Origin of the sequence: Xenorhabdus sp. PB30.3 (assembly GCF_963895965.1) — a bacterium.
GTDB lineage: Bacteria > Pseudomonadota > Gammaproteobacteria > Enterobacterales > Enterobacteriaceae > Xenorhabdus > Xenorhabdus stockiae.
Window position 1 is genome coordinate 21,825 of the sequence record NZ_CAWQMW010000068.1, and the last position, 18,338, is coordinate 40,162.

Here is an 18,338-nt window from a genome sequence, read left to right on the forward strand (position 1 = left end):
TCCCGTCATGAGTGAAATTATCTACGGTATTCATGCCGTTAAAGCCTTATTGGAGCGCGACCCACAGCGCTTCATGGAAGTTTATGTTCTGAAAGGGCGCGAAGATCGCCGTTTGACCCCGCTGTTGCAGGAACTGGAAAGTATCGGCATTTCTGTTCAACTGGCTAACCGTCAATGGCTGGATACACAGACAGAAAATGCGGTACATCAGGGGATCATCGCGAGGATTAAACCCGGACGTCAATATCAGGAGAATGACCTGCCTGATTTACTGGCTCAGTGTGAGCGTCCTTTCCTGCTGGTGCTGGATGGTGTGACTGACCCACATAATCTGGGAGCCTGCTTGCGTACTGCGGATGCCGCAGGAGTTCATGCCGTTATCGTTCCCCGAGACCGTTCGGCACAGCTGAATGCAACTGCGAAAAAAGTTGCCTGTGGTGCCGCAGAAAGCGTACCTCTGATCCGTGTTACTAACCTCGCCCGTACTTTGCGTTTATTGCAGGAACACAATGTCTGGATTGTGGGTACAGCGGGAGAAGCTACTCATTCCCTGTATCAAAGCAAACTGACTGGCCCGATGGCGCTGGTCATGGGTGCTGAGGGTGAAGGCATGCGCCGTCTGACTCGCGATCATTGTGATGAGCTGGTCAGTATTCCTATGGCAGGTTCTGTTTCTTCTCTGAATGTTTCAGTTGCAACGGGCGTTTGTCTGTTTGAAATCATGCGTCAGAGAAGCGCTTAAAAATATACCCTATGGATTTCGAGATGCGTCGCGGCAGCAAGGGAACTCATCACCAGGAACATAGACAATCGTCTGTTTATAAAAACGGTGACTGGGGTGAGTGAGCGTAGCCAACAAAGAGGCCACTTGAAAGACGGCGGGTATTACTTGAGTTTTTTCTACTACGCAGGTATAGTGACGCGTCGATTTTTCAGCCGTACTTAACACGTTCCTTGCCTCCATGGGCCACGGCTGACCCTGACAGGAGGCTGAATAATCCGTAAGGAGCAATGATAATGCGTCATTACGAAATCGTTTTTATGGTCCATCCTGACCAGAGCGAACAGGTTCCGGGCATGATCGAGCGTTACAGTGCAACTATCACTAACGCACAAGGTCAGATTCATCGTCTGGAAGACTGGGGCCGCCGTCAACTGGCTTATCCAATCAACAAACTGCACAAAGCTCACTACGTTCTGTTGAACGTTGAAGCTCCACAAGAAGCGATTGATGAGCTGGAAACTAACTTCCGCTTCAACGATGCCGTTATCCGCAGCATGGTTATGCGTACTAAGCACGCAGTAACTGAACCATCACCAATGGTTAAGGCTAAAGACGAACGTCGCAGCCGTGACCTGGTCCTGGAAGAAGGCCTGGTTGATGATGTTGATGAAGCTGGGGATTCTGAAGAGTAATCTCTGTGACAGCTAATCGTTTGGTGCTTTCTGGCACAGTGTGCAAGACACCGATACGAAAAGTCAGTCCATCCGGTATTCCACATTGTCAGTTTGTGCTCGAACATCGTTCACAGCAGCAGGAAGCCGGATTCAGCAGGCAGTCATGGTGCAGAATGCCCGTTATTGCCAGCGGACAATTGTTACAAGAATATACTCACAGTATAACGGTCGGTAGTCGAATAACCGTTTCAGGATTCATTAACTCCCATCATGGGCGCAATGGTCTTAGTAAACTGGTTCTTCATGCCGAGCAGATTGAATTGATAGATTCTGGAGACTAGCCAAATGGCACGTTATTTCCGTCGTCGCAAGTTCTGCCGTTTCACAGCGGAAGGCGTACAAGAGATTGATTATAAAGACATTGCTACGCTGAAAAACTATATCACTGAAAGTGGTAAAATTGTACCTAGCCGCATCACCGGCACTCGTGCAAAATATCAGCGTCAGCTCGCTCGTGCTATCAAGCGTGCACGCTACCTGTCTTTGTTGCCTTATACTGATCGTCATCAGTAATAGGCACAGTCCATTCACGACTTTGAGAGGATAAGGTAATGCAAGTTATTCTGCTTGATAAAGTAGCGAACCTGGGTAGCCTGGGTGATCAAGTTAACGTTAAAGCGGGTTATGCCCGTAACTTCTTAGTTCCTCAGGGCAAAGCTGTTCCTGCAACTAAGAAAAACATCGAATTTTTCGAAGCTCGCCGTGCTGAACTGGAAGCTAAACTGGCTGACGTTCTGGCAGCAGCACAAGCTCGTGCAGAGCAAATCAAAGCACTGGGCGTTGTGACTATCGCTTCTAAAGCGGGTGACGAAGGTAAACTGTTCGGTTCTATCGGTACTCGTGACATCGCTGATGCAGTTACTGCTGCTGGTGTTGCTGTATCTAAGAGCGAAGTTCGCCTGCCTAACGGCGTTCTGCGTACTGTTGGTGAGCACGAAGTTCACTTTCAGGTACACAGCGATGTATTCGCACAGTTGAACGTTAGCATTGTTCCAGAAGCTTAATCTCTGATTAGCTACAAGAACATGTGCACAAAAAACGCTGGCAATGCCAGCGTTTTTTGTTTTCTTATGAAATGATTACCTTAGCTATTTCACTTACTTTTTCGATGATATCTTGAGGTGCTCTCTCAATAAATTTGATCTGGCGATTGGCAAAATCTAAGGATTTTATCTGATGAATAAGAATTGCTCCTTGAGTAGATAGATCCTTTGGTAAGATCACTTCCATATTCATCCCTCTTTTCATACTGGTAATCGGGGCTACAATAGCAAATCCTGTATGCTCGTTGAACATTTTGCGAGAGAGTACAAATGCAGGTCGACGTTTCATGATTTCTTTACCTGCACTTGGATCAAAATCTAATGAAACAATGTCTCCTTTTTCTGGTATATACATCAGAGTATTTCCTTACCAACAGGCTTGGAGTTAAGCCACTCTTTATCTTCTTCTGTTATTGTAAAACATTCTTTGGGACTTCCTGCTAATAGTGATTCCAGAGTTAACTCTTCTTCAATTGGTGTGAGTACAATTCTGTTATCCTGAATAGACAGTTCTAACTTTGAGCCAGTATGCAGATTTAGTGTTTTCACAATAGCTTTTGGAATACTAACAATGTTAGCTCCTCCAGATTGACGAATAACGACAGCAGCCATAATTGTGTCTCCTCCTGCTTAATTTATGCTCTAGTATAGCAATAGACAATGTTTTACAAAAGTAAAACTCCCTCTTTTTAATTCCTTCGTGCGTTTACCCATTCAGGCAGGGCTGTTATGCTTGAGCCTTTATTTATCCAATAAAGGTAATTTCATGACAAAACCTTCTTTTGAATCTATTGAAGCACGTGCAAGCTACGGTATTGGTTTGCAGGTTGGACAACAATTGCAGGAATCCGGTTTGCAAGGGCTGGAGCCAGAAGCTTTACTGGCAGGTCTGTGTGATGCACTGGAAAGCCGTGCTCCGGCGCTTCCTGTAGAAGAACTGCATCGTGCTCTGCGTGAAGTACATGAGCGTGCCGATGGTGTTCGTCGTGAGCGTCAGCAGGCGATGGCAGAAGAAGGCAAAAAGTTCCTGGCAGAAAACGTACAGCGTGAAGGTGTGAGTAGCACTGAGTCTGGTTTGCAGTTCTCTGTTCTGACTCAGGGTGATGGCGCAATCCCGGCTCGCAGTGACCGTGTTCGTGTTCACTACACTGGCCGTCTGATCGATGGCACTGTATTTGACAGTTCTGTACAGCGTGGAACGCCAGCAGAATTTCCTGTCAGCGGCGTTATCCCTGGCTGGATTGAAGCTCTGACGCTGATGCCTGTTGGCTCCAAGTGGGAACTCTATATCCCTCACAACCTGGCTTACGGTGAACGCGGTGCAGGTGCTTCCATTCCTCCTTACAGCACTCTGATCTTTGAAGTAGAACTACTTGAGATCCTGTAATTCTGAACAATAAAATAGCTGGATAACCGGCTATTTTATTTTAGAAAATGCAGAGGTGTATATGTTACAACAGATCTGCCAACTTGCACGGGAAGCAGGCGCAGCCATCATGTCCGTTTATCATGATGAGCAACCGATGCAAATAAAGCATAAAACCGATGATTCACCCGTTACTGCTGCGGATATTGCCGCTCATAAGATCATCAAAGCAGGGCTGACACGCATTTCGCCTGATATTCCATTGATATCAGAGGAAGATCCACCGACATGGGATGAGAGGAAAAACTGGCGTCGTTACTGGCTGGTTGACCCATTGGATGGCACGAAAGAATTCATTAATCGGAATGGTGAATTTACGGTCAATATCGCACTGATTGAAGAGGGTATTCCTGTCATGGGAGTTGTGTATGTCCCAGTACGTGACGTCCTTTATTCAGGGCATGAGCGGCATGCGTGGAAGGAAACTAACGGGCAGAAATTCCCTATCAAAGTTGTCTCTGCAACACCACCCACTGTCGTGGTTAGTCGTTCTCATATGGATGATGAGCTGAGGGATTATCTTACTCAGTTAGGGGCTCACCAAACACTGTCAGTCGGATCATCACTTAAATTTTGTATGGTAGCTGAAGGGAAAGCCCAGCTTTATCCTCGCTTCGGGCCGACAAATATCTGGGATACTGCTGCAGGCCACGCCGTTGCACTTGCTGCAGGCGGGCATGTTACTGACTGGGCAGGTAAAACGCTGGACTATACGCCGCGTGAATCGTTTTTAAACCCGGGATTTAGGGTGACGATTTTTTAATGGGGTAAAGTGATAATGGTTCCTGACGAAACCATTATCACCAGCCAATATCATCGGATATTTTTAATATAACCAATTAATTTTTCAGTTCTTCTTTGATCAAAGCAAGGACGTGCTTGATATCTTCATTGTTCAACTTGCCATCTTTGACAAACTGTACGATACCGTTTTTATCCAGCACAATAATTGCTGAACTTTTAGGTTCCAGACCCCATGCTTGTTTGGTAACACCATCACTATCGACAATAAATTGTGACCACGGGAATTCTTTCTTACTGTCTTCAAGGCTGCTACGGACGAAAGCACTGGTGCCGAAGATAGCATCATCAGTGTTTACAACGCTGGTTGTCTGATATTTATCTTTCGGAAGATCAGCGGCTTTTAGGGCCTGAATAAGAGGGTCATTCATTTCTTTGGCAGAGCTGCGTCCGGCAATATGCTGGATAGTTCTGACTTTTCCCGGCAGTTCTGCACTGCTCCATTGTTGATAGCTAAACTTACCGTTGTTGAGAAGGAGTTCACCTTTGTCTGCTATAATTACGGCAGGCACAGGTTGCCCGACAGTAATGTTATGAGCAAATGCAGTAATTGAAGTTAAACTCAATATTAAAGCTAACACTATGTTTCTTAGCATATTTATTCCTTACTTAGCATGATGTGACATGTTATCAGGGAGTATCATACCCAGCATAGCGACTGTTAACTGGTCTGCTCTCATAAAATAAAACAATTTGGTAACATTTAAAATAAAATATAAGTAAACCTTCAACAAGGATAACATAATGCTCTATTTTTTCATTATGTTACGCCAAAACAGCGGTTGAATCTTCAGTATTCGGGAACGAATTTCCAGATGCAGAGTCTATAGAACGTACACAGCCGTGATGTACCTTTTGATTCACTAATTGCGCAGTACAGAAAAATAGTATCGTAAGAAGCATGGAGGAGTAAAAAAGAGATGAAAATCTTTCAGCGCTATAATCCACTAAAAATTGCTCTCTACGTAAAAACCCTATTCCGTGGAAGGTTATATATCAAAGACATGGGTGCCTTTGAATTTAATTATGGGAAAATTCTGCCTCCCAAAATAAAAGATAAACGCCATTTCAATGTCATGAGTGAAGTTAACCAGCAGGTGTTGCTTCTACAAGCCGAAATGGGGTAGTTCCAAAATAAAATAGTTTTGGGAACTGAATGAACGGCCTTTCGGCCGTTTTTTGTTGGTGTTTCTTATTGGGATTTATTCAGATATTGCCGGTTCTGTTGGGCTACTGGAAGGCGTTGGGGTATCAACAATTTTGGTTACCAGTAATTGGTCGATTTTATAATTATCAATATCTACCACTTCGAATTTATATCCGCTGAACTTCACATAATCAGTACGCTTCGGGATTTTCCGCAGGCGGAACATCATAAAACCAGCAATCGTTTCATAATTGCTGGAATCGGGGAAGTCTTCAATATCCAGAACTCGTAACACATCTTCTATGGGCGTGCCGCCTTCGACTAACCAGGAATTTTCATCACGGACAACAATCTGTTCCTCCTGCCCCTGACCGATTAAATCTCCCATTAAAGTCGTCATAACGTCATTCAGTGTTATCACACCCATTACCAGTGCGTATTCATTCAGAATGATGGCAAAGTCATCTCCGGCAGCCTTGAAACTTTCCAGTGTGTCAGATAGCGAAAGGGTATCTGGGATCATCAGTGCATTGCGGATTTGAACACCATTTTTCAGGTTGAGACTTTGCCCACTCAGAACACGGTTCAGTAAATCTTTGGAATCAACGTAGCCCATGACATGATCGATATCGCCGTCGCAAACAAGGAATTTCGAGTGTGGATGAGTAGAAATCTTTTCTTTGATACTGTTTTCGTCTTCATTCTTATCAAAATAAACCACACTTTCGCGGGAGGTCATGGCAGACGGAACTGTACGGGATTCCAGCTCGAAAACATTTTCAATCAACTCATGCTCTTGTTTACGTAATACACCGGCGACAGCTCCAGCTTCAACCACAGCATAAATATCATCAGAGGTAATATCTTCATTACGGGCCATTGGGATTTTAAAAATCTTGAATATGCAGTCGGCAAGGCCATTGAACAGCCAGACTAAAGGCCGGGATATTGCCAGACAAAAACGCATTGGGTTAACAATCCGGATAGCAACGGCTTCAGGCTTAATCATCCCAAGACGTTTGGGTGTTAGATCAGCAAGTAGAATAAAAAGGCTGGTTACGATAATAAAAGAACAGATAAAGCCGAGTTGCTCTGCCCAGTCATGGGGCATGAAACTGGTCAGTAGTGACTTAATGGCAGGCGAAAATGCTGATTCTCCAACAACACCCGCGAGGATTGCTACAGCATTCAGACCAATTTGTACGACGGTAAAAAAGCGGCCCGGAGTTTCCTGTAACTTAAGAACGCGGGCAGCATTAATATTTCCCTCGTTCACCATCAGTTTTAGTTTTATTCTTCTTGAAGCGGCCAGAGAAATTTCAGATAACGAAAAAAATGCGCTGATAGCACAAAGCAAAAGTATGATTAATAAACTGTTTAACATAAAGTATCCAAGTCTTATCTTCAGTGGCAGGGTAGTTTTTTATTTGAATAACACTGAAGAAAGGAGTGAAAAATTACACAAATAAAAACTTACGGCAAAGGTAATATGCCGTAAGTTAAATGAATTTAGTCAAATAATTATAACATTGGGTTGACTAAACTGGCTAGTTTCTGGACGTAGGCGGGAAACAGATCCCCGTTCCTCCCAGCCCACAGTACCCTTCAGGGTTTTTCATCAGGTATTGCTGGTGATAATCTTCCGCAAAATAGAATGGTCCGGCTGCCCGGATCTCTGTGGTGATCGTGCGCTGATCGCCATTCTCATCCATCGCTAGCTGATATTGTTCGAGACTAGCGACTGCCTGCGCATATTGTTCAGGAGAAACGGTATAAAGAGCTGAACGATATTGTGTGCCAATATCACCATGCTGACGCATCCCCTGTGCCGGATCGTGATTTTCCCAGAACAGTTTTAATAATTGGCTATAGGTAATTTTTGTCGGGTCAAACACAATTCTGACAATTTCAGAATGTCCGGTTAATCCTGAACAAACCTCTTCATAGGTCGGATTTGGAGTGATGCCACCACTGTAGCCGGCTGAAGTGGTATAAACCCCTTCTTGTTGCCAGAACAGGCGTTCGACACCCCAGAAACACCCCATTCCGACATAAGCAATTTCCATATTTTCAGGGATGTTATCTATCGCATGCTGTGTAACGTAATGATAGGGTGATACAGTTAATGGTAATTCTCTACCGGGTAATGCACTTTGTTCAGAAACATGTTGGCTTTCGTTAGTTGAATTTGGCAAGATTCTCTCCTGTTTATCATCTATTTTATGGTTATAGAGTTGCTTGTATATCTATAAAGCTTTACCAAAATTAATTTATGGCAGAATTTTTATACTGCTGAATATTACCCCTAAATAAATGTATTAGGAGTTAGCGTGTCACGATACTCTTTCATATTTGTACTTTGTGTGTCTATCGCAACTCCATCGGTTTATAGTGCAAATTTACGATTGAAAGTGGAAGGACTTTCTGGCGAACTGGAAAAAAATGCCAGAGTGCAGCTCTCAAACATTAGTACTGATGAAGTTTCTCCCGATGGACGTTTTCGTGCCCGTGTCGAGAAAGCGATACGAAAAGGACTCAGGCCACTGGGATATTATGAGCCTACAATTGAATTCACTTATCAGGAAAATACGCCTCCTTCCCGTCCGGTTTTAACAGCAAAAGTCACTTTAGGAGAACCGGTTCGGATTGCCGGTGTTAAGGTTGATTTGGAAGGGGGAGCCAGAACCGATCCTGATTATGCGACAATGATTAAAAAAAATATGCCGAAAGATGGGACGATCCTGAATCATGGTGAATATGAAAGTTTTAAGAATGCGCTGAATAATCTTGCTCTCAGGAAAGGGTATTTTGATGCCGAAATGAAAAAAAGTGAGCTGGAAGTCTCTAAAGAACGGCATATATCTTACTGGGATTTTGATTTTGATAGCGGGCAACGTTATCGTTTTGGCCCTGTTAAATTTCAGGGTTCACAAATCCGCGAAAACTACCTGAATAATCTGGTGCCATTTAAAGAAGGTGATTACTACTCTTCGGAAGAGCTGGCAGAACTTAACCGTCGGTTGGCAGATACTGGCTGGTTCAACTCTGCGGTTGTCGTACCTGATTTTAAAACGGGTCGCGGGAGTAAAGATAAAATATTACCACTGGATGCTTCATTAGTTCCCCGCTCTGCCAACTATGTTGAGTTAGGTGGAGGATATGCAACAGATGTTGGTCCCCGTGTTCAGGTAAAATGGAAAAAGCCGTGGCTGAATTCCCGAGGGCATAGTTTAAGCACCAGTATCAATGTTTCCAGACGTGATCAGGTGATTGATGCGTCTTATAAAATGCCACTTAAGGCTAACCCGCTTGAGCAGTACTACGAATTGCAAACCGGTTATAAACGTAAAGAACTTAACGATACCACTTCTGATACAGCAACTTTAAACCTCTCCCGCAACTGGGATCTCTCCACCGGATGGCGGTATGGTGTCAACCTGCGCTGGAGCCTCAGTCACTTTACGCAGGCTAATGTGACAAATACCACTGCGTTGCTTTATCCGGGAGCTAATGTCAGCCGAATCCGCCAGCGTGGAGGCACGATGCCTTACTGGGGGGATAGCCAGCGCTACTCAATTGATATCTCTGATACAACCTGGCATTCAGATGTCGACTTTATGGTGTTACAGGCTCACCACGTCTGGGTCAGGACGTTACGTGATAAACATCGTTTTGTTGTGCGCGGCGATCTTGGCTGGATAGAAACTAATCAATTTGAGAGAGTGCCACCTGATTTGCGTTTCTTCGCTGGGGGTGATCGCAGTATTCGTGGTTACAAGTATCAGAAAATTTCACCTAAAGACAGTGATGGTAAATTGACAGGTGCATCAAAACTGGTTATTGGCTCGCTGGAGTATCAATACAATGTTCATGGTAATTGGTGGGGAGCTATGTTTGTGGATACCGGCGAAGCAGTCAATGATATCAAAAGGAGTAACTTCAAAACCGGTGCAGGTATTGGCGTGCGCTGGGCTTCTCCCGTCGGGCCGATTAAGTTCGACCTTGCTTCTCCTGTAGGGGACAAAAATAATCATGAGGTTCAGTTTTACATTGGCTTAGGGGCTGAACTATGAGGTGGGTAAAAAGAGTTAGTATTGCTTTCCTGCTGATTGTTGGCCTGTTGCTCATCACGGTTGTGGGATTAGTGACAACACAAACCGGCCTGCATTTTATGATCAACAGTGCAACGCGTTTGGTTCCGGGGCTGGAGATAGCAAATGTCAGTGGCGGCTGGCGCGATTTAACACTGAAAGGCATTAAATATAAGATGCCGGGTGTTGATGTTAATGCTGATAATTTTCACCTCTCACTACGGCTTTCCTGTTTACATCGCAGCCATATCTGCGCCAATGCCCTGACAACGGAAGGCGTCTCTGTTCTGATTAATACCGCTGAACTTCCGCCGTCAGAAAAATCGCCGGATTCTGAGCCATTAACTGAATTGAAAACGCCGTATCCTATCGAGTTGGATCTCCTTTCCTTAAAGAATATTCACGTCAAAGTCGATGATATCGCGATTGATTTAGGTGAATTTAATGCGGGAGCACAGTGGCAGGAAAAGCATCTGACGTTAAAACCAATACAAATCAGTAATCTTTTGGTTGCACTACCCAAAAAGCCTATTGAACCTACTGAACAAAAACCCCGGTCAAAAACTGAATCTGAACAATCATTGGGTGAAGTTTTAAAGACGCTGTTTGCCAAGCCACTTTTGGCAGACTTACCTGCGATTCCTATTCCTCTTGATATCACGGTAGAAAATATTCACGGTCGCCAGCTTCGTTTGGCGGGAGATAATGATATCACCATCAATGATGTGGAGCTGAAAGCCAGTAATCAGGGGCAGGATGTAGATATCAAAAACTTTAGCGTGAGTGCGCCGGAAGGCTCTCTGGTAATACAGGGAACGGCAAAACTTGCTGAACAGTGGCCGGTTAAATTGTCAGTTAAGGGTAGTACTACGCTGGAACCCGTAAAAGGGCAACATTTTCAGGCAAAACTGGATGGTGCTTTGTTACAGCAACTTAATCTGGCATTAAAGCTTGCAGGGCCCGTGGATGCGGACCTGAATGTTCAGACGGAATTAGCTAAAGCAAATCTACCTATGCGCCTGACACTGGTAAGTCATCACCTACAGTGGCCATTAACGGAAAAAGCGGAATATCAGCTGAATGATGTCAGGTTACACCTGAATGGTAAAGCCAGTGATTATGACCTTTCCCTACGCTCTGATATTAAAGGGAATGAACTTCCTCCGGCATTATTGGTTCTGGATGCGAAGGGAAATGAGGAGTTGCTCCGGCTCACACGTTTGCGCCTGTCGGCATTACAGGGTAATGCCGAGCTCACAGGTGTGGTTGACTGGAGTAAAGCCATTAGCTGGAATGCTCAGTTGCACCTGCATGGTATTGACACTGAAAAACAGTGGCCGGAATGGCCTGCCAGAATAGATGGCAAGGTAGCGGTTCGGGGTAGCTTATATGGCGGGAGCTGGCAGCTTCAGCTTCCTGAAATAGCCCTTGATGGTCATGTAAAGCAGAACAGTATCAAAATGCATGGCAAAGTTTCCGGTAATGCAGCGGGGCAATGGGATATTCCCCAATTTAACGTCATCTTTGGTCGTAATACGCTGGATGTTAAAGGCCGTCTTACTGATGAAAAATGGGAGTTAGATGGCGATATTCATGCGCCACAACTAAATGGCCTGTTGCCGGGGCTGTCTGGTGTGGTTATGGGGGATTTGAAACTACGTGGCAACCTCAAAGCACCTCAGGTCGTTGCAGACTTAAACGCGCGTGGTGTGCGCTGGCAAAATGATTTATCGGTAGATAGCGCGGTTATTAAAGGGGATTTACGGTCAACGGATCAAATTGAAGGCCGGTTATCAGTCATCATTCAGCAGCTGAAACAGGCCGATTTGGCTATCAATAATCTGGAGCTTAACGCCAAGGGCACAGAAAGACAGCACGAACTGCAATTACGGGTGGATGGCAACCCTGTATCAGGCCGTTTGGCCCTGAATGGCAGTTTTGACCGCAAACAGGAACGCTGGAAAGGTAATATCAATAATACTTATTTTGATACGCCTGTTGGCGAGTGGCGTTTAAGTAAAGCAGTGACGTTTGATTACCAAAATTTACAGCAGAAAGTGATCGTTGGTACTCATTGTTGGCTGAATCCGAATGCTCAGCTCTGTATCCCGAAACCGATAGAAGCAGGTAGCAGCGGGCAGGCTGATATAGTACTGGAGCGTTTTGATCTTGCCATGATCCAGCCATATCTGGATAAGACAACTCAGCTAAAAGGGATATTCAGTGGTAATGCTAATGTTAAATGGACGGAAGGACATCAATTACCACAGGTAAAAATGGCGCTTGAAGGTGATGGTGTTCAGCTTCGACAGGTTGTGGAAGGCTCGACGCTACCCGTTGATTTCGAAAGGCTGACTCTGAATGCAGGCCTGAAAAACGGAAAGGTTGATTTATCGTGGTTGTTTAAACTGGTCGGCAATGGCCAATTAGATGGTCATGTTCAGATAGATGATCTGGATGGACGGCGTAAATTATCTGGTAATGTCGATGCCCGTTTTCTTTCTCTTAATCTGATTAAGCCCATTTTGGACAAAGGTGAAAAAGCTGACGGAACTTTGAATGCAAACTTGAATCTTGGCGGGAGTGCCAAGAATCCATTGTTATATGGTTTCCTGAAGGCAGATGTTTTTCAGGTTAATAGCCACTGGTTGCCATTTGATATTAACCAGAGTCAGTTATCCGTTTATTTTGATGGTGTTCGTTCTGATTTGGAAGGGATCATTAAAACACCTCAGGGACAGCTTAATCTTCACGGTAATGCAGACTGGCGTAATTTAAATGCCTGGTCTGCCAGAGTCACTGCCTATGGGGATAAACTGCGGGTTACTGTGCCACCCATGGTTAAAATAGATGTAAGTCCTGATTTGGTTTTTGAGGCAACACCTCATTTACTGAAACTCAATGGTAATGTGGGTATCCCATGGGCCCGGATTACTGTTCAGGAGTTGCCTGAATCTGCCGTAGGTATTTCTTCTGACGAAGTAATGTTGGATAAAAATCTTCAGCCGATAGAAAAGAAAAAGTCTTCCATTTTGATTCAAAGTGACTTAAATATTCACATAGGTAATGATGTTCGCTTGAATGCATTTGGCTTGAATGCCCAGTTGAAAGGAGATCTGAAAGTTATTCAGGATCAACAAGGTCTGGCGCTGAATGGTCAAATTGATATTCCGGATGGTCAATTTCGTGCTTATGGGCAGGATTTACAGGTGCGCAAGGGGCTGATTATGTTCTCTGGCCCACCGGATCAACCACTGTTGAATATTGAAGCAATCCGCAATCCTGAATCGACAGCGAATAATGTCATCGCTGGTGTGAGGGTGATGGGGCTGGCAGATAAGCCTAAAATTGAAATTTTCTCTGAGCCGGTGAAATCGCAACAGGAAGCACTTTCTTACTTGTTGCGTGGTGAAGGCTTAGAAAAGGGAGGCTCTGACAACTCCCAGATGACTTCTATGTTGATCGGCCTCGGCGTTGCCCAGAGCGGTAAATTAGTAGGCAAAATAGGTGAAACCTTTGGTGTCTCTGATCTGGCTCTGGATACACAGGGAATTGGCGATAAATCGCAGGTTGTTGTGAGTGGTAAGATTACCAACGACTTACAGGTGAAATATGGCGTTGGTATTTTTGACTCACTGGCAACTCTGACCCTACGTTACCGGGTGATGCCAAGATTGTATCTGGAAGCGGTATCTGGTATTGATCAGGCTTTAGATCTGCTCTATGAGTTTGAGTTTTAACGATGCGAGTTATTGTTTATGGTAGCCTGAGGCGCAAACAAGGCAATCACCACTGGATGACCTATGCCCAACTTTTAGGAGAGCATCGGCTTGAGGGGTATGAAATTTATGACCTGGGGCATTATCCCGCGGTAGTCCGCGGCGAAGGCACTCTTGAATGTGAAGTTTATCGCATTACATCATCCATTTTGACTGAACTGGATGATTTGAAAAAGAACACTCAGGAATATCAAAGGGAATTGATCCAAACCCCCTACGGCAGCGCATGGATTTATTTATATATGTTATCTGTCGAGGGTCTTACCCGAATAGAAAGTGGTGACTGGCTGAAACGTCACGAAGAAAAATAACGATCTGTATTGTGTTTTTTTAGGATCACTCTAATTGACTAACTAAAAAAAGCCTCTGTGCCGATAAGAACACAGAGGTTTTTTACGATCAAAACTTGCTGTTATCCGTCAGGATTATTTTTTGGCAGCACGTTCGAAAGAAGTCAGGATTTCAGCTTTAGCTGCTTCAACATTTTCCCAGCCGTCAACTTTTACCCACTTGCCTTTTTCCAGATCTTTGTAGTGTTCAAAGAAATGGGTAATCTGAGAGCGCAGCAGTTCTGGCAGATCGTTCACATCTTTGATGTGATCGTATTCTTTGCTCAGTTTAGTATGAGGAACAGCAACCAGTTTAGCATCTTCACCGGATTCATCGGTCATTTTCAGCATACCAACCGGGCGGCAGCGGATAACGGAGCCTGGCTGCAATGGGTATGGAGTTGGAACCAGTACGTCAACCGGGTCACCATCAAGGGACAGAGTGTTGTTGATGTAACCGTAGTTGCACGGATAGAACATAGCCGTTGACATGAAACGGTCTACAAACAGAGCGCCGGAGTCTTTGTCGACTTCATATTTAATTGGATCAGCATTTGCCGGGATCTCAATGATAACGTAGATGTCTTCTGGCAGTTCTTTACCCGCCGGTACGTTGTTCAGGCTCATAAAAGGTTTCCTTCAATTTCAAACCAAAATGGAGTGCGGGGTATTATAGCCAAAACAGGCCTAAAGTAATTCCATTTTTCTGATTCGTAGAGTGAACCATAATTTATGAAAGGTGTATTTCTTTATAAAGAAGAGACGAAACTTCGTCTCTTCAATTAGCCATTTAATAAATCGATTTATTCTTCGGGAAACTCAGCCATAAAACTTTCGGCTTTTTCCACCATCGATTTGGTTCCGACAAACAGTGGAACGCGCTGGTGCAACTCGCTTGGTTTGATATCCAGTATCCGGCTTGTACCGTCACTGGCTTTACCGCCAGCCTGTTCAGCCAGGAATGCAATCGGGTTGCACTCATATAACAGGCGTAATTTACCGGTCGGATGGCTGGCTGTACTTGGGTAAATGTAAATACCGCCTTTCAGCAGGTTGCGATGGAAGTCAGCAACGAGTGAACCGACATAACGGGTAGTGTAAGGACGCTGAGTCTCTTCATCCTGCTCCTGACAATATTTGATGTATTTCTTCACACCCTGAGGGAATTTAATGTAGTTCCCTTCGTTAATGGAGTACATATTGCCTTTTGCCGGGAACTGAACTTTTTCATGAGTCAGGCAGAATACACCCAGAGAAGGATCATAAGTGAAGGTATGAACACCACAGCCAGTGGTGTAAACCAACATGGTGGATGAGCCGTAGACGACATAACCAGCCGCAACCTGACGATGGCCCGGTTGCAGGAAGTCTTCTTCAGTAACCGGTTGCCCGATTGGTGTAATCCGGTGGTAAATGGAGAAAATAGTACCAACGGAAACGTTTACATCAATATTCGAAGAACCATCCAGTGGGTCCATCAAAACAACATATTTTGCATTTTCTGCCCGATCGCCATCAAAGATGACGATATCGTCTTCTTCTTCAGAAGCGATACCAGCTACTTCACCGCGAGCTTTCAGTGCTGCCTTGAGTTTTTCATTGGCATACAAGTCCAGCTTCATCTGAACTTCACCCTGAACATTTGAAACACCGCTAGTGCCCAGAATATCCACCAGACCTGCTTTATTGATGTCCCGATGAATGATCTTGGCACCCAGTTTGATAGCAGAAAGTAATGCGGTCAATTCACCTGTAGCATGAGGAAAGTCGTGCTGTTTTTCGACGATGAATTCGCCTAATGTTTTCATGACGAAGGCCCTGATTTGGTTATGATTTTAAAAGAGTGCATCACATGCGTGTTGCACTTAAGTGCGGGCAGTTTAGCTAAAGAATAGAATGATTGATAGGTCATTGCATTTCTAATCTATGATTTGATGGTTAGAATAGTGATACACTTCATGATATCGGATAGAAATAAATGCGTATTCATATTCTTGGCATTTGCGGAACTTTCATGGGAGGGCTGGCCATCCTCGCTCGCTCGTTAGGCCACGAAGTGACCGGTTCTGACGCCAATGTGTATCCTCCTATGAGTACTCTGTTGGAAAATCAGGGTATTGAACTGATCCAGGGATACGATCCTTCACAACTCAATCCTGTACCAGATATGGTGATCATCGGTAATGCCATGACACGGGGCAATCCTTGTGTTGAGGCGGTTTTGGATCGTGGTATTCCTTATACATCAGGCCCGCAGTGGCTGCATGATCACGTTTTGCCGGAGCGTTGGGTTCTGGCTGTTGCAGGAACACATGGCAAAACGACAACAGCCGGAATGCTGGCATGGATTCTCGAAGCCTGTGGTTATAAACCGGGATTTTTGATCGGCGGCGTACCGGGTAATTTTGAAGTTTCAGCACAACTGGGTGAAAGCCCGTTTTTCGTGATTGAAGCGGATGAGTATGATTGCGCTTTTTTTGACAAGCGTTCAAAATTCGTTCACTACAGCCCCCGCACGCTCGTTATGAACAATCTTGAGTTCGATCATGCTGATATTTTCGAAAATTTGGCTGCGATTCAAAAACAATTCCACCACCTTGTCAGAGTTGTGCCGGGAACCGGTAAGATCCTGGCCCCCGACCATGACATTAATCTGAAACAGGTTATCGGCATGGGATGTTGGAGTGAATTGGAATATACCGGTGAAACAGGGAGCTGGCAGACCAAAAAAACGACTCAGGACAGCAGTACTTATCAGGTGTTCCATCATGGTGAGTTGGTCGGTGAAGTTAGCTGGTCATTAGTGGGTGAACATAATATGCATAATGGCTTGATGGCCATTGCAGCAGCTTACCATGTTGGAGTGCAACCTGCGGACGCTTGTCAGGTATTGGGTGACTTTATTAATGCCCGTCGCCGTCTGGAGTTAGTCGGTGAGGTGAATGGCATCTCGATTTACGATGATTTTGCTCATCACCCAACAGCCATTCTGGCAACGCTGGAAGCGTTGAGAAGTAAGGCAGGGGGCATGGCTCGTATCCTTGCTGTTCTGGAACCTCGCTCAAATACGATGAAGCTCGGCATGAGCAAAAATGAGATAGCTCCTTCTCTGGGCCGTGCAGATGAAGTATTTCTGTTTCAGCCCGGTAATATTCCGTGGCAAGTTGCTGAGATAGCTGAACAGTGTATTCAACCCGCCCGTTGGTGTTCTGATATTGATGCGTTGGTACGGATGATCGTTGAATCAGCACAGCCCGGTGATCATATATTGATTATGAGCAACGGTGGTTTTGGTGGTATTCATGAGAAATTACTGGCGGCGTTGAACAAAAAGGATCAGGCGGCCTGATTGTTCATGTGAGAGGATCGCAATGATCGGGCGATCCTCTGTGTGGCTAAATAGCGTTTAACCTATTATTAATTTACAGTTCTTGATCAAACAAATTGAGTATAGCTTCATAGAGCTGTGCCGTTGTAACGGCCTTTGTCGGGGTAGAAAAAACCGTATCATCCCCTGCGATGCTGCCAAGGATCCCTTCAGCTTTACCTAATGAATCCAGTAAGCGTGCAATTAATTGTGCTGCGCCGGGGCTAGTGCGAATAACCACGACTGAATGATTATAATCGACATCCAATACCAGATTTTTTAATGGGCTGGTGGCAGTAGGAACACCTAATTCAGCTGGCAGACAGTAGACCATTTCCATTTTTGCATTGCGGGTTCTGACTGCACCAAATTTTGTCAGCATTCTGGAAACTTTAGACTGGTTAATGTTTTCAAAGCCTTCTTCCTGAAGTGCTACAACAATCTCGCCCTGAGAGCTGAATTTTTCTTCTTTTAGTAATGCTTTGAAAGCTTTTACCAAATCTTCCTGTTTCGAAGGAATTCGCATATTTCACCATCGTTAAATCCGTTATGAAGTCAATATTATGCAAAAGAGTGAATTTTTATGCAAGGAAGGGACGGAAAGACCGTGACAGGATGCATAATTACATGATTGAACAAGGTAAATGTATTGTTAATAAAATGGAGTCACTAGCAGTAAAAGAGAAGAACAGATTAATTAACTCATTAATTCATAAGATAGCAAGAATAATTCCTAAAAAAGTGTCCGTTATCTCATTAACAGATAAGCATTTTGTCTAAAATAAAGAACTTTGGTGTTCCATCCTCAGGCTATTCGGTAGATAATCTGGCTGTTAACAGATTGTTTTTAATACGTAGTGATGAGTAAGGCAGAAGGCTTATCCCATACCTGTATTG

Annotated in this window: 20 protein-coding genes; 12 read left to right on the forward strand and 8 right to left on the reverse strand. The window is 44.5% G+C overall.

The annotated features are described in order from the left end of the window. The first annotated feature begins 7 nt into the window (after positions 1 to 7). From rlmB to rplI, 5 genes are all read left to right on the forward strand, one after another. Complete coding sequence (rlmB, locus tag AACX38_RS05120; protein WP_228863669.1) at positions 8 to 742, forward strand: 23S rRNA (guanosine(2251)-2'-O)-methyltransferase RlmB; 735 nt, start codon at positions 8 to 10, stop codon at positions 740 to 742. A 275-nt stretch (positions 743 to 1,017) separates the two neighbouring features. Next, positions 1,018 to 1,416, forward strand: coding sequence for a 30S ribosomal protein S6 (gene rpsF, locus AACX38_RS05125; protein WP_086955108.1), 399 nt, complete (start codon positions 1,018 to 1,020; stop codon positions 1,414 to 1,416). Positions 1,417 to 1,421: 5 nt separating this feature from the next. Next, positions 1,422 to 1,739 (forward strand): primosomal replication protein N, encoded by a 318-nt coding sequence (gene priB / locus AACX38_RS05130; RefSeq protein ID WP_099109369.1) that lies wholly within the window; start codon positions 1,422 to 1,424, stop codon positions 1,737 to 1,739. 4 nt (positions 1,740 to 1,743) lie between these two features. Continuing rightward, entirely contained in the window at positions 1,744 to 1,971 is a 228-nt protein-coding gene (gene rpsR, locus AACX38_RS05135; protein WP_000135199.1) for a 30S ribosomal protein S18, read from the forward strand. Between the two features lie 38 nt (positions 1,972 to 2,009). Beyond that, positions 2,010 to 2,462: a 50S ribosomal protein L9 gene (rplI, locus tag AACX38_RS05140; RefSeq protein ID WP_099119994.1), complete on the forward strand. Its 453-nt coding sequence runs from the start codon at positions 2,010 to 2,012 to the stop codon at positions 2,460 to 2,462. Between the two features lie 64 nt (positions 2,463 to 2,526). Here rplI and AACX38_RS05145 read toward each other — a convergent pair whose 3' ends face one another. Both AACX38_RS05145 and AACX38_RS05150 read right to left on the reverse strand, forming a co-directional pair. Next, complete coding sequence (locus AACX38_RS05145; protein ID WP_228863670.1) at positions 2,527 to 2,856, reverse strand: type II toxin-antitoxin system PemK/MazF family toxin; 330 nt, start codon at positions 2,854 to 2,856, stop codon at positions 2,527 to 2,529. Next, entirely contained in the window at positions 2,856 to 3,113 is a 258-nt protein-coding gene (locus AACX38_RS05150; protein ID WP_099109372.1) for an AbrB/MazE/SpoVT family DNA-binding domain-containing protein, read from the reverse strand. Before AACX38_RS05150 ends, AACX38_RS05145 begins: the two co-directional genes overlap by 1 nt. 154 nt (positions 3,114 to 3,267) lie before the next feature. On the opposite strand from AACX38_RS05150, the gene AACX38_RS05155 reads away from it, so the two are divergent. Both AACX38_RS05155 and cysQ read left to right on the forward strand, forming a co-directional pair. Further along, on the forward strand, positions 3,268 to 3,888 hold the full coding sequence (locus tag AACX38_RS05155) for a peptidylprolyl isomerase (protein WP_099109373.1): 621 nt from the start codon (positions 3,268 to 3,270) through the stop codon (positions 3,886 to 3,888). 61 nt (positions 3,889 to 3,949) lie between these two features. Continuing rightward, positions 3,950 to 4,690, forward strand: coding sequence for a 3'(2'),5'-bisphosphate nucleotidase CysQ (cysQ, locus tag AACX38_RS05160; protein WP_099109374.1), 741 nt, complete (start codon positions 3,950 to 3,952; stop codon positions 4,688 to 4,690). Positions 4,691 to 4,766: 76 nt separating this feature from the next. On the opposite strand, the gene AACX38_RS05165 is transcribed toward cysQ, so the two are convergent. Continuing rightward, positions 4,767 to 5,324, reverse strand: a complete 558-nt coding sequence (locus AACX38_RS05165) for a YtfJ family protein (RefSeq protein WP_228863671.1) — start codon at positions 5,322 to 5,324, stop codon at positions 4,767 to 4,769. A 324-nt stretch (positions 5,325 to 5,648) separates the two neighbouring features. Between AACX38_RS05165 and AACX38_RS05170 the strand changes: the two genes are divergently transcribed. Then, positions 5,649 to 5,855 carry a DUF1107 domain-containing protein gene (locus AACX38_RS05170; protein WP_099109376.1) on the forward strand — a complete coding sequence of 69 codons (207 nt, stop codon included), beginning with the start codon at positions 5,649 to 5,651 and terminating at the stop codon, positions 5,853 to 5,855. 75 nt (positions 5,856 to 5,930) lie between these two features. Here the strand turns inward: AACX38_RS05170 and AACX38_RS05175 are convergent, their stop codons facing one another. After that, positions 5,931 to 7,259 (reverse strand): hemolysin family protein, encoded by a 1,329-nt coding sequence (locus AACX38_RS05175; protein ID WP_228863672.1) that lies wholly within the window; start codon positions 7,257 to 7,259, stop codon positions 5,931 to 5,933. Positions 7,260 to 7,422: 163 nt separating this feature from the next. Further along, positions 7,423 to 8,070 carry a peptide-methionine (S)-S-oxide reductase MsrA gene (msrA, locus tag AACX38_RS05180; protein ID WP_228863673.1) on the reverse strand — a complete coding sequence of 216 codons (648 nt, stop codon included), beginning with the start codon at positions 8,068 to 8,070 and terminating at the stop codon, positions 7,423 to 7,425. Positions 8,071 to 8,205: 135 nt separating this feature from the next. Here msrA and tamA point away from each other — a divergent pair, with 135 nt between their 5' ends. Genes tamA through AACX38_RS05195 form a run of 3 tightly spaced genes read left to right on the forward strand, consistent with a single transcriptional unit; the run spans position 8,206 to position 14,056 of the window. Beyond that, on the forward strand, positions 8,206 to 9,948 hold the full coding sequence (gene tamA / locus AACX38_RS05185) for an autotransporter assembly complex protein TamA (RefSeq protein ID WP_099119999.1): 1,743 nt from the start codon (positions 8,206 to 8,208) through the stop codon (positions 9,946 to 9,948). Next, positions 9,945 to 13,706 carry an autotransporter assembly complex protein TamB gene (gene tamB, locus AACX38_RS05190; RefSeq protein WP_228863674.1) on the forward strand — a complete coding sequence of 1,254 codons (3,762 nt, stop codon included), beginning with the start codon at positions 9,945 to 9,947 and terminating at the stop codon, positions 13,704 to 13,706. Before tamA ends, tamB begins: the two co-directional genes overlap by 4 nt. Before the next feature lie 2 nt (positions 13,707 to 13,708). Continuing rightward, complete coding sequence (locus AACX38_RS05195) at positions 13,709 to 14,056, forward strand: gamma-glutamylcyclotransferase family protein (RefSeq protein ID WP_099120001.1); 348 nt, start codon at positions 13,709 to 13,711, stop codon at positions 14,054 to 14,056. Positions 14,057 to 14,170: 114 nt separating this feature from the next. Here the strand turns inward: AACX38_RS05195 and ppa are convergent, their stop codons facing one another. Together ppa and fbp are read right to left on the reverse strand one after the other, a co-directional pair. After that, positions 14,171 to 14,701 carry an inorganic diphosphatase gene (gene ppa / locus AACX38_RS05200; RefSeq protein WP_099109382.1) on the reverse strand — a complete coding sequence of 177 codons (531 nt, stop codon included), beginning with the start codon at positions 14,699 to 14,701 and terminating at the stop codon, positions 14,171 to 14,173. Between the two features lie 176 nt (positions 14,702 to 14,877). Beyond that, positions 14,878 to 15,882 carry a class 1 fructose-bisphosphatase gene (fbp, locus tag AACX38_RS05205; RefSeq protein WP_099120004.1) on the reverse strand — a complete coding sequence of 335 codons (1,005 nt, stop codon included), beginning with the start codon at positions 15,880 to 15,882 and terminating at the stop codon, positions 14,878 to 14,880. A 170-nt stretch (positions 15,883 to 16,052) separates the two neighbouring features. On the opposite strand from fbp, the gene mpl reads away from it, so the two are divergent. Continuing rightward, entirely contained in the window at positions 16,053 to 17,423 is a 1,371-nt protein-coding gene (gene mpl / locus AACX38_RS05210) for a UDP-N-acetylmuramate:L-alanyl-gamma-D-glutamyl-meso-diaminopimelate ligase (RefSeq protein WP_228863675.1), read from the forward strand. A gap of 73 nt (positions 17,424 to 17,496) precedes the next feature. Here the strand turns inward: mpl and argR are convergent, their stop codons facing one another. Next, entirely contained in the window at positions 17,497 to 17,967 is a 471-nt protein-coding gene (gene argR, locus AACX38_RS05215; protein ID WP_099120006.1) for a transcriptional regulator ArgR, read from the reverse strand. Positions 17,968 to 18,338: the final 371 nt, after the last annotated feature.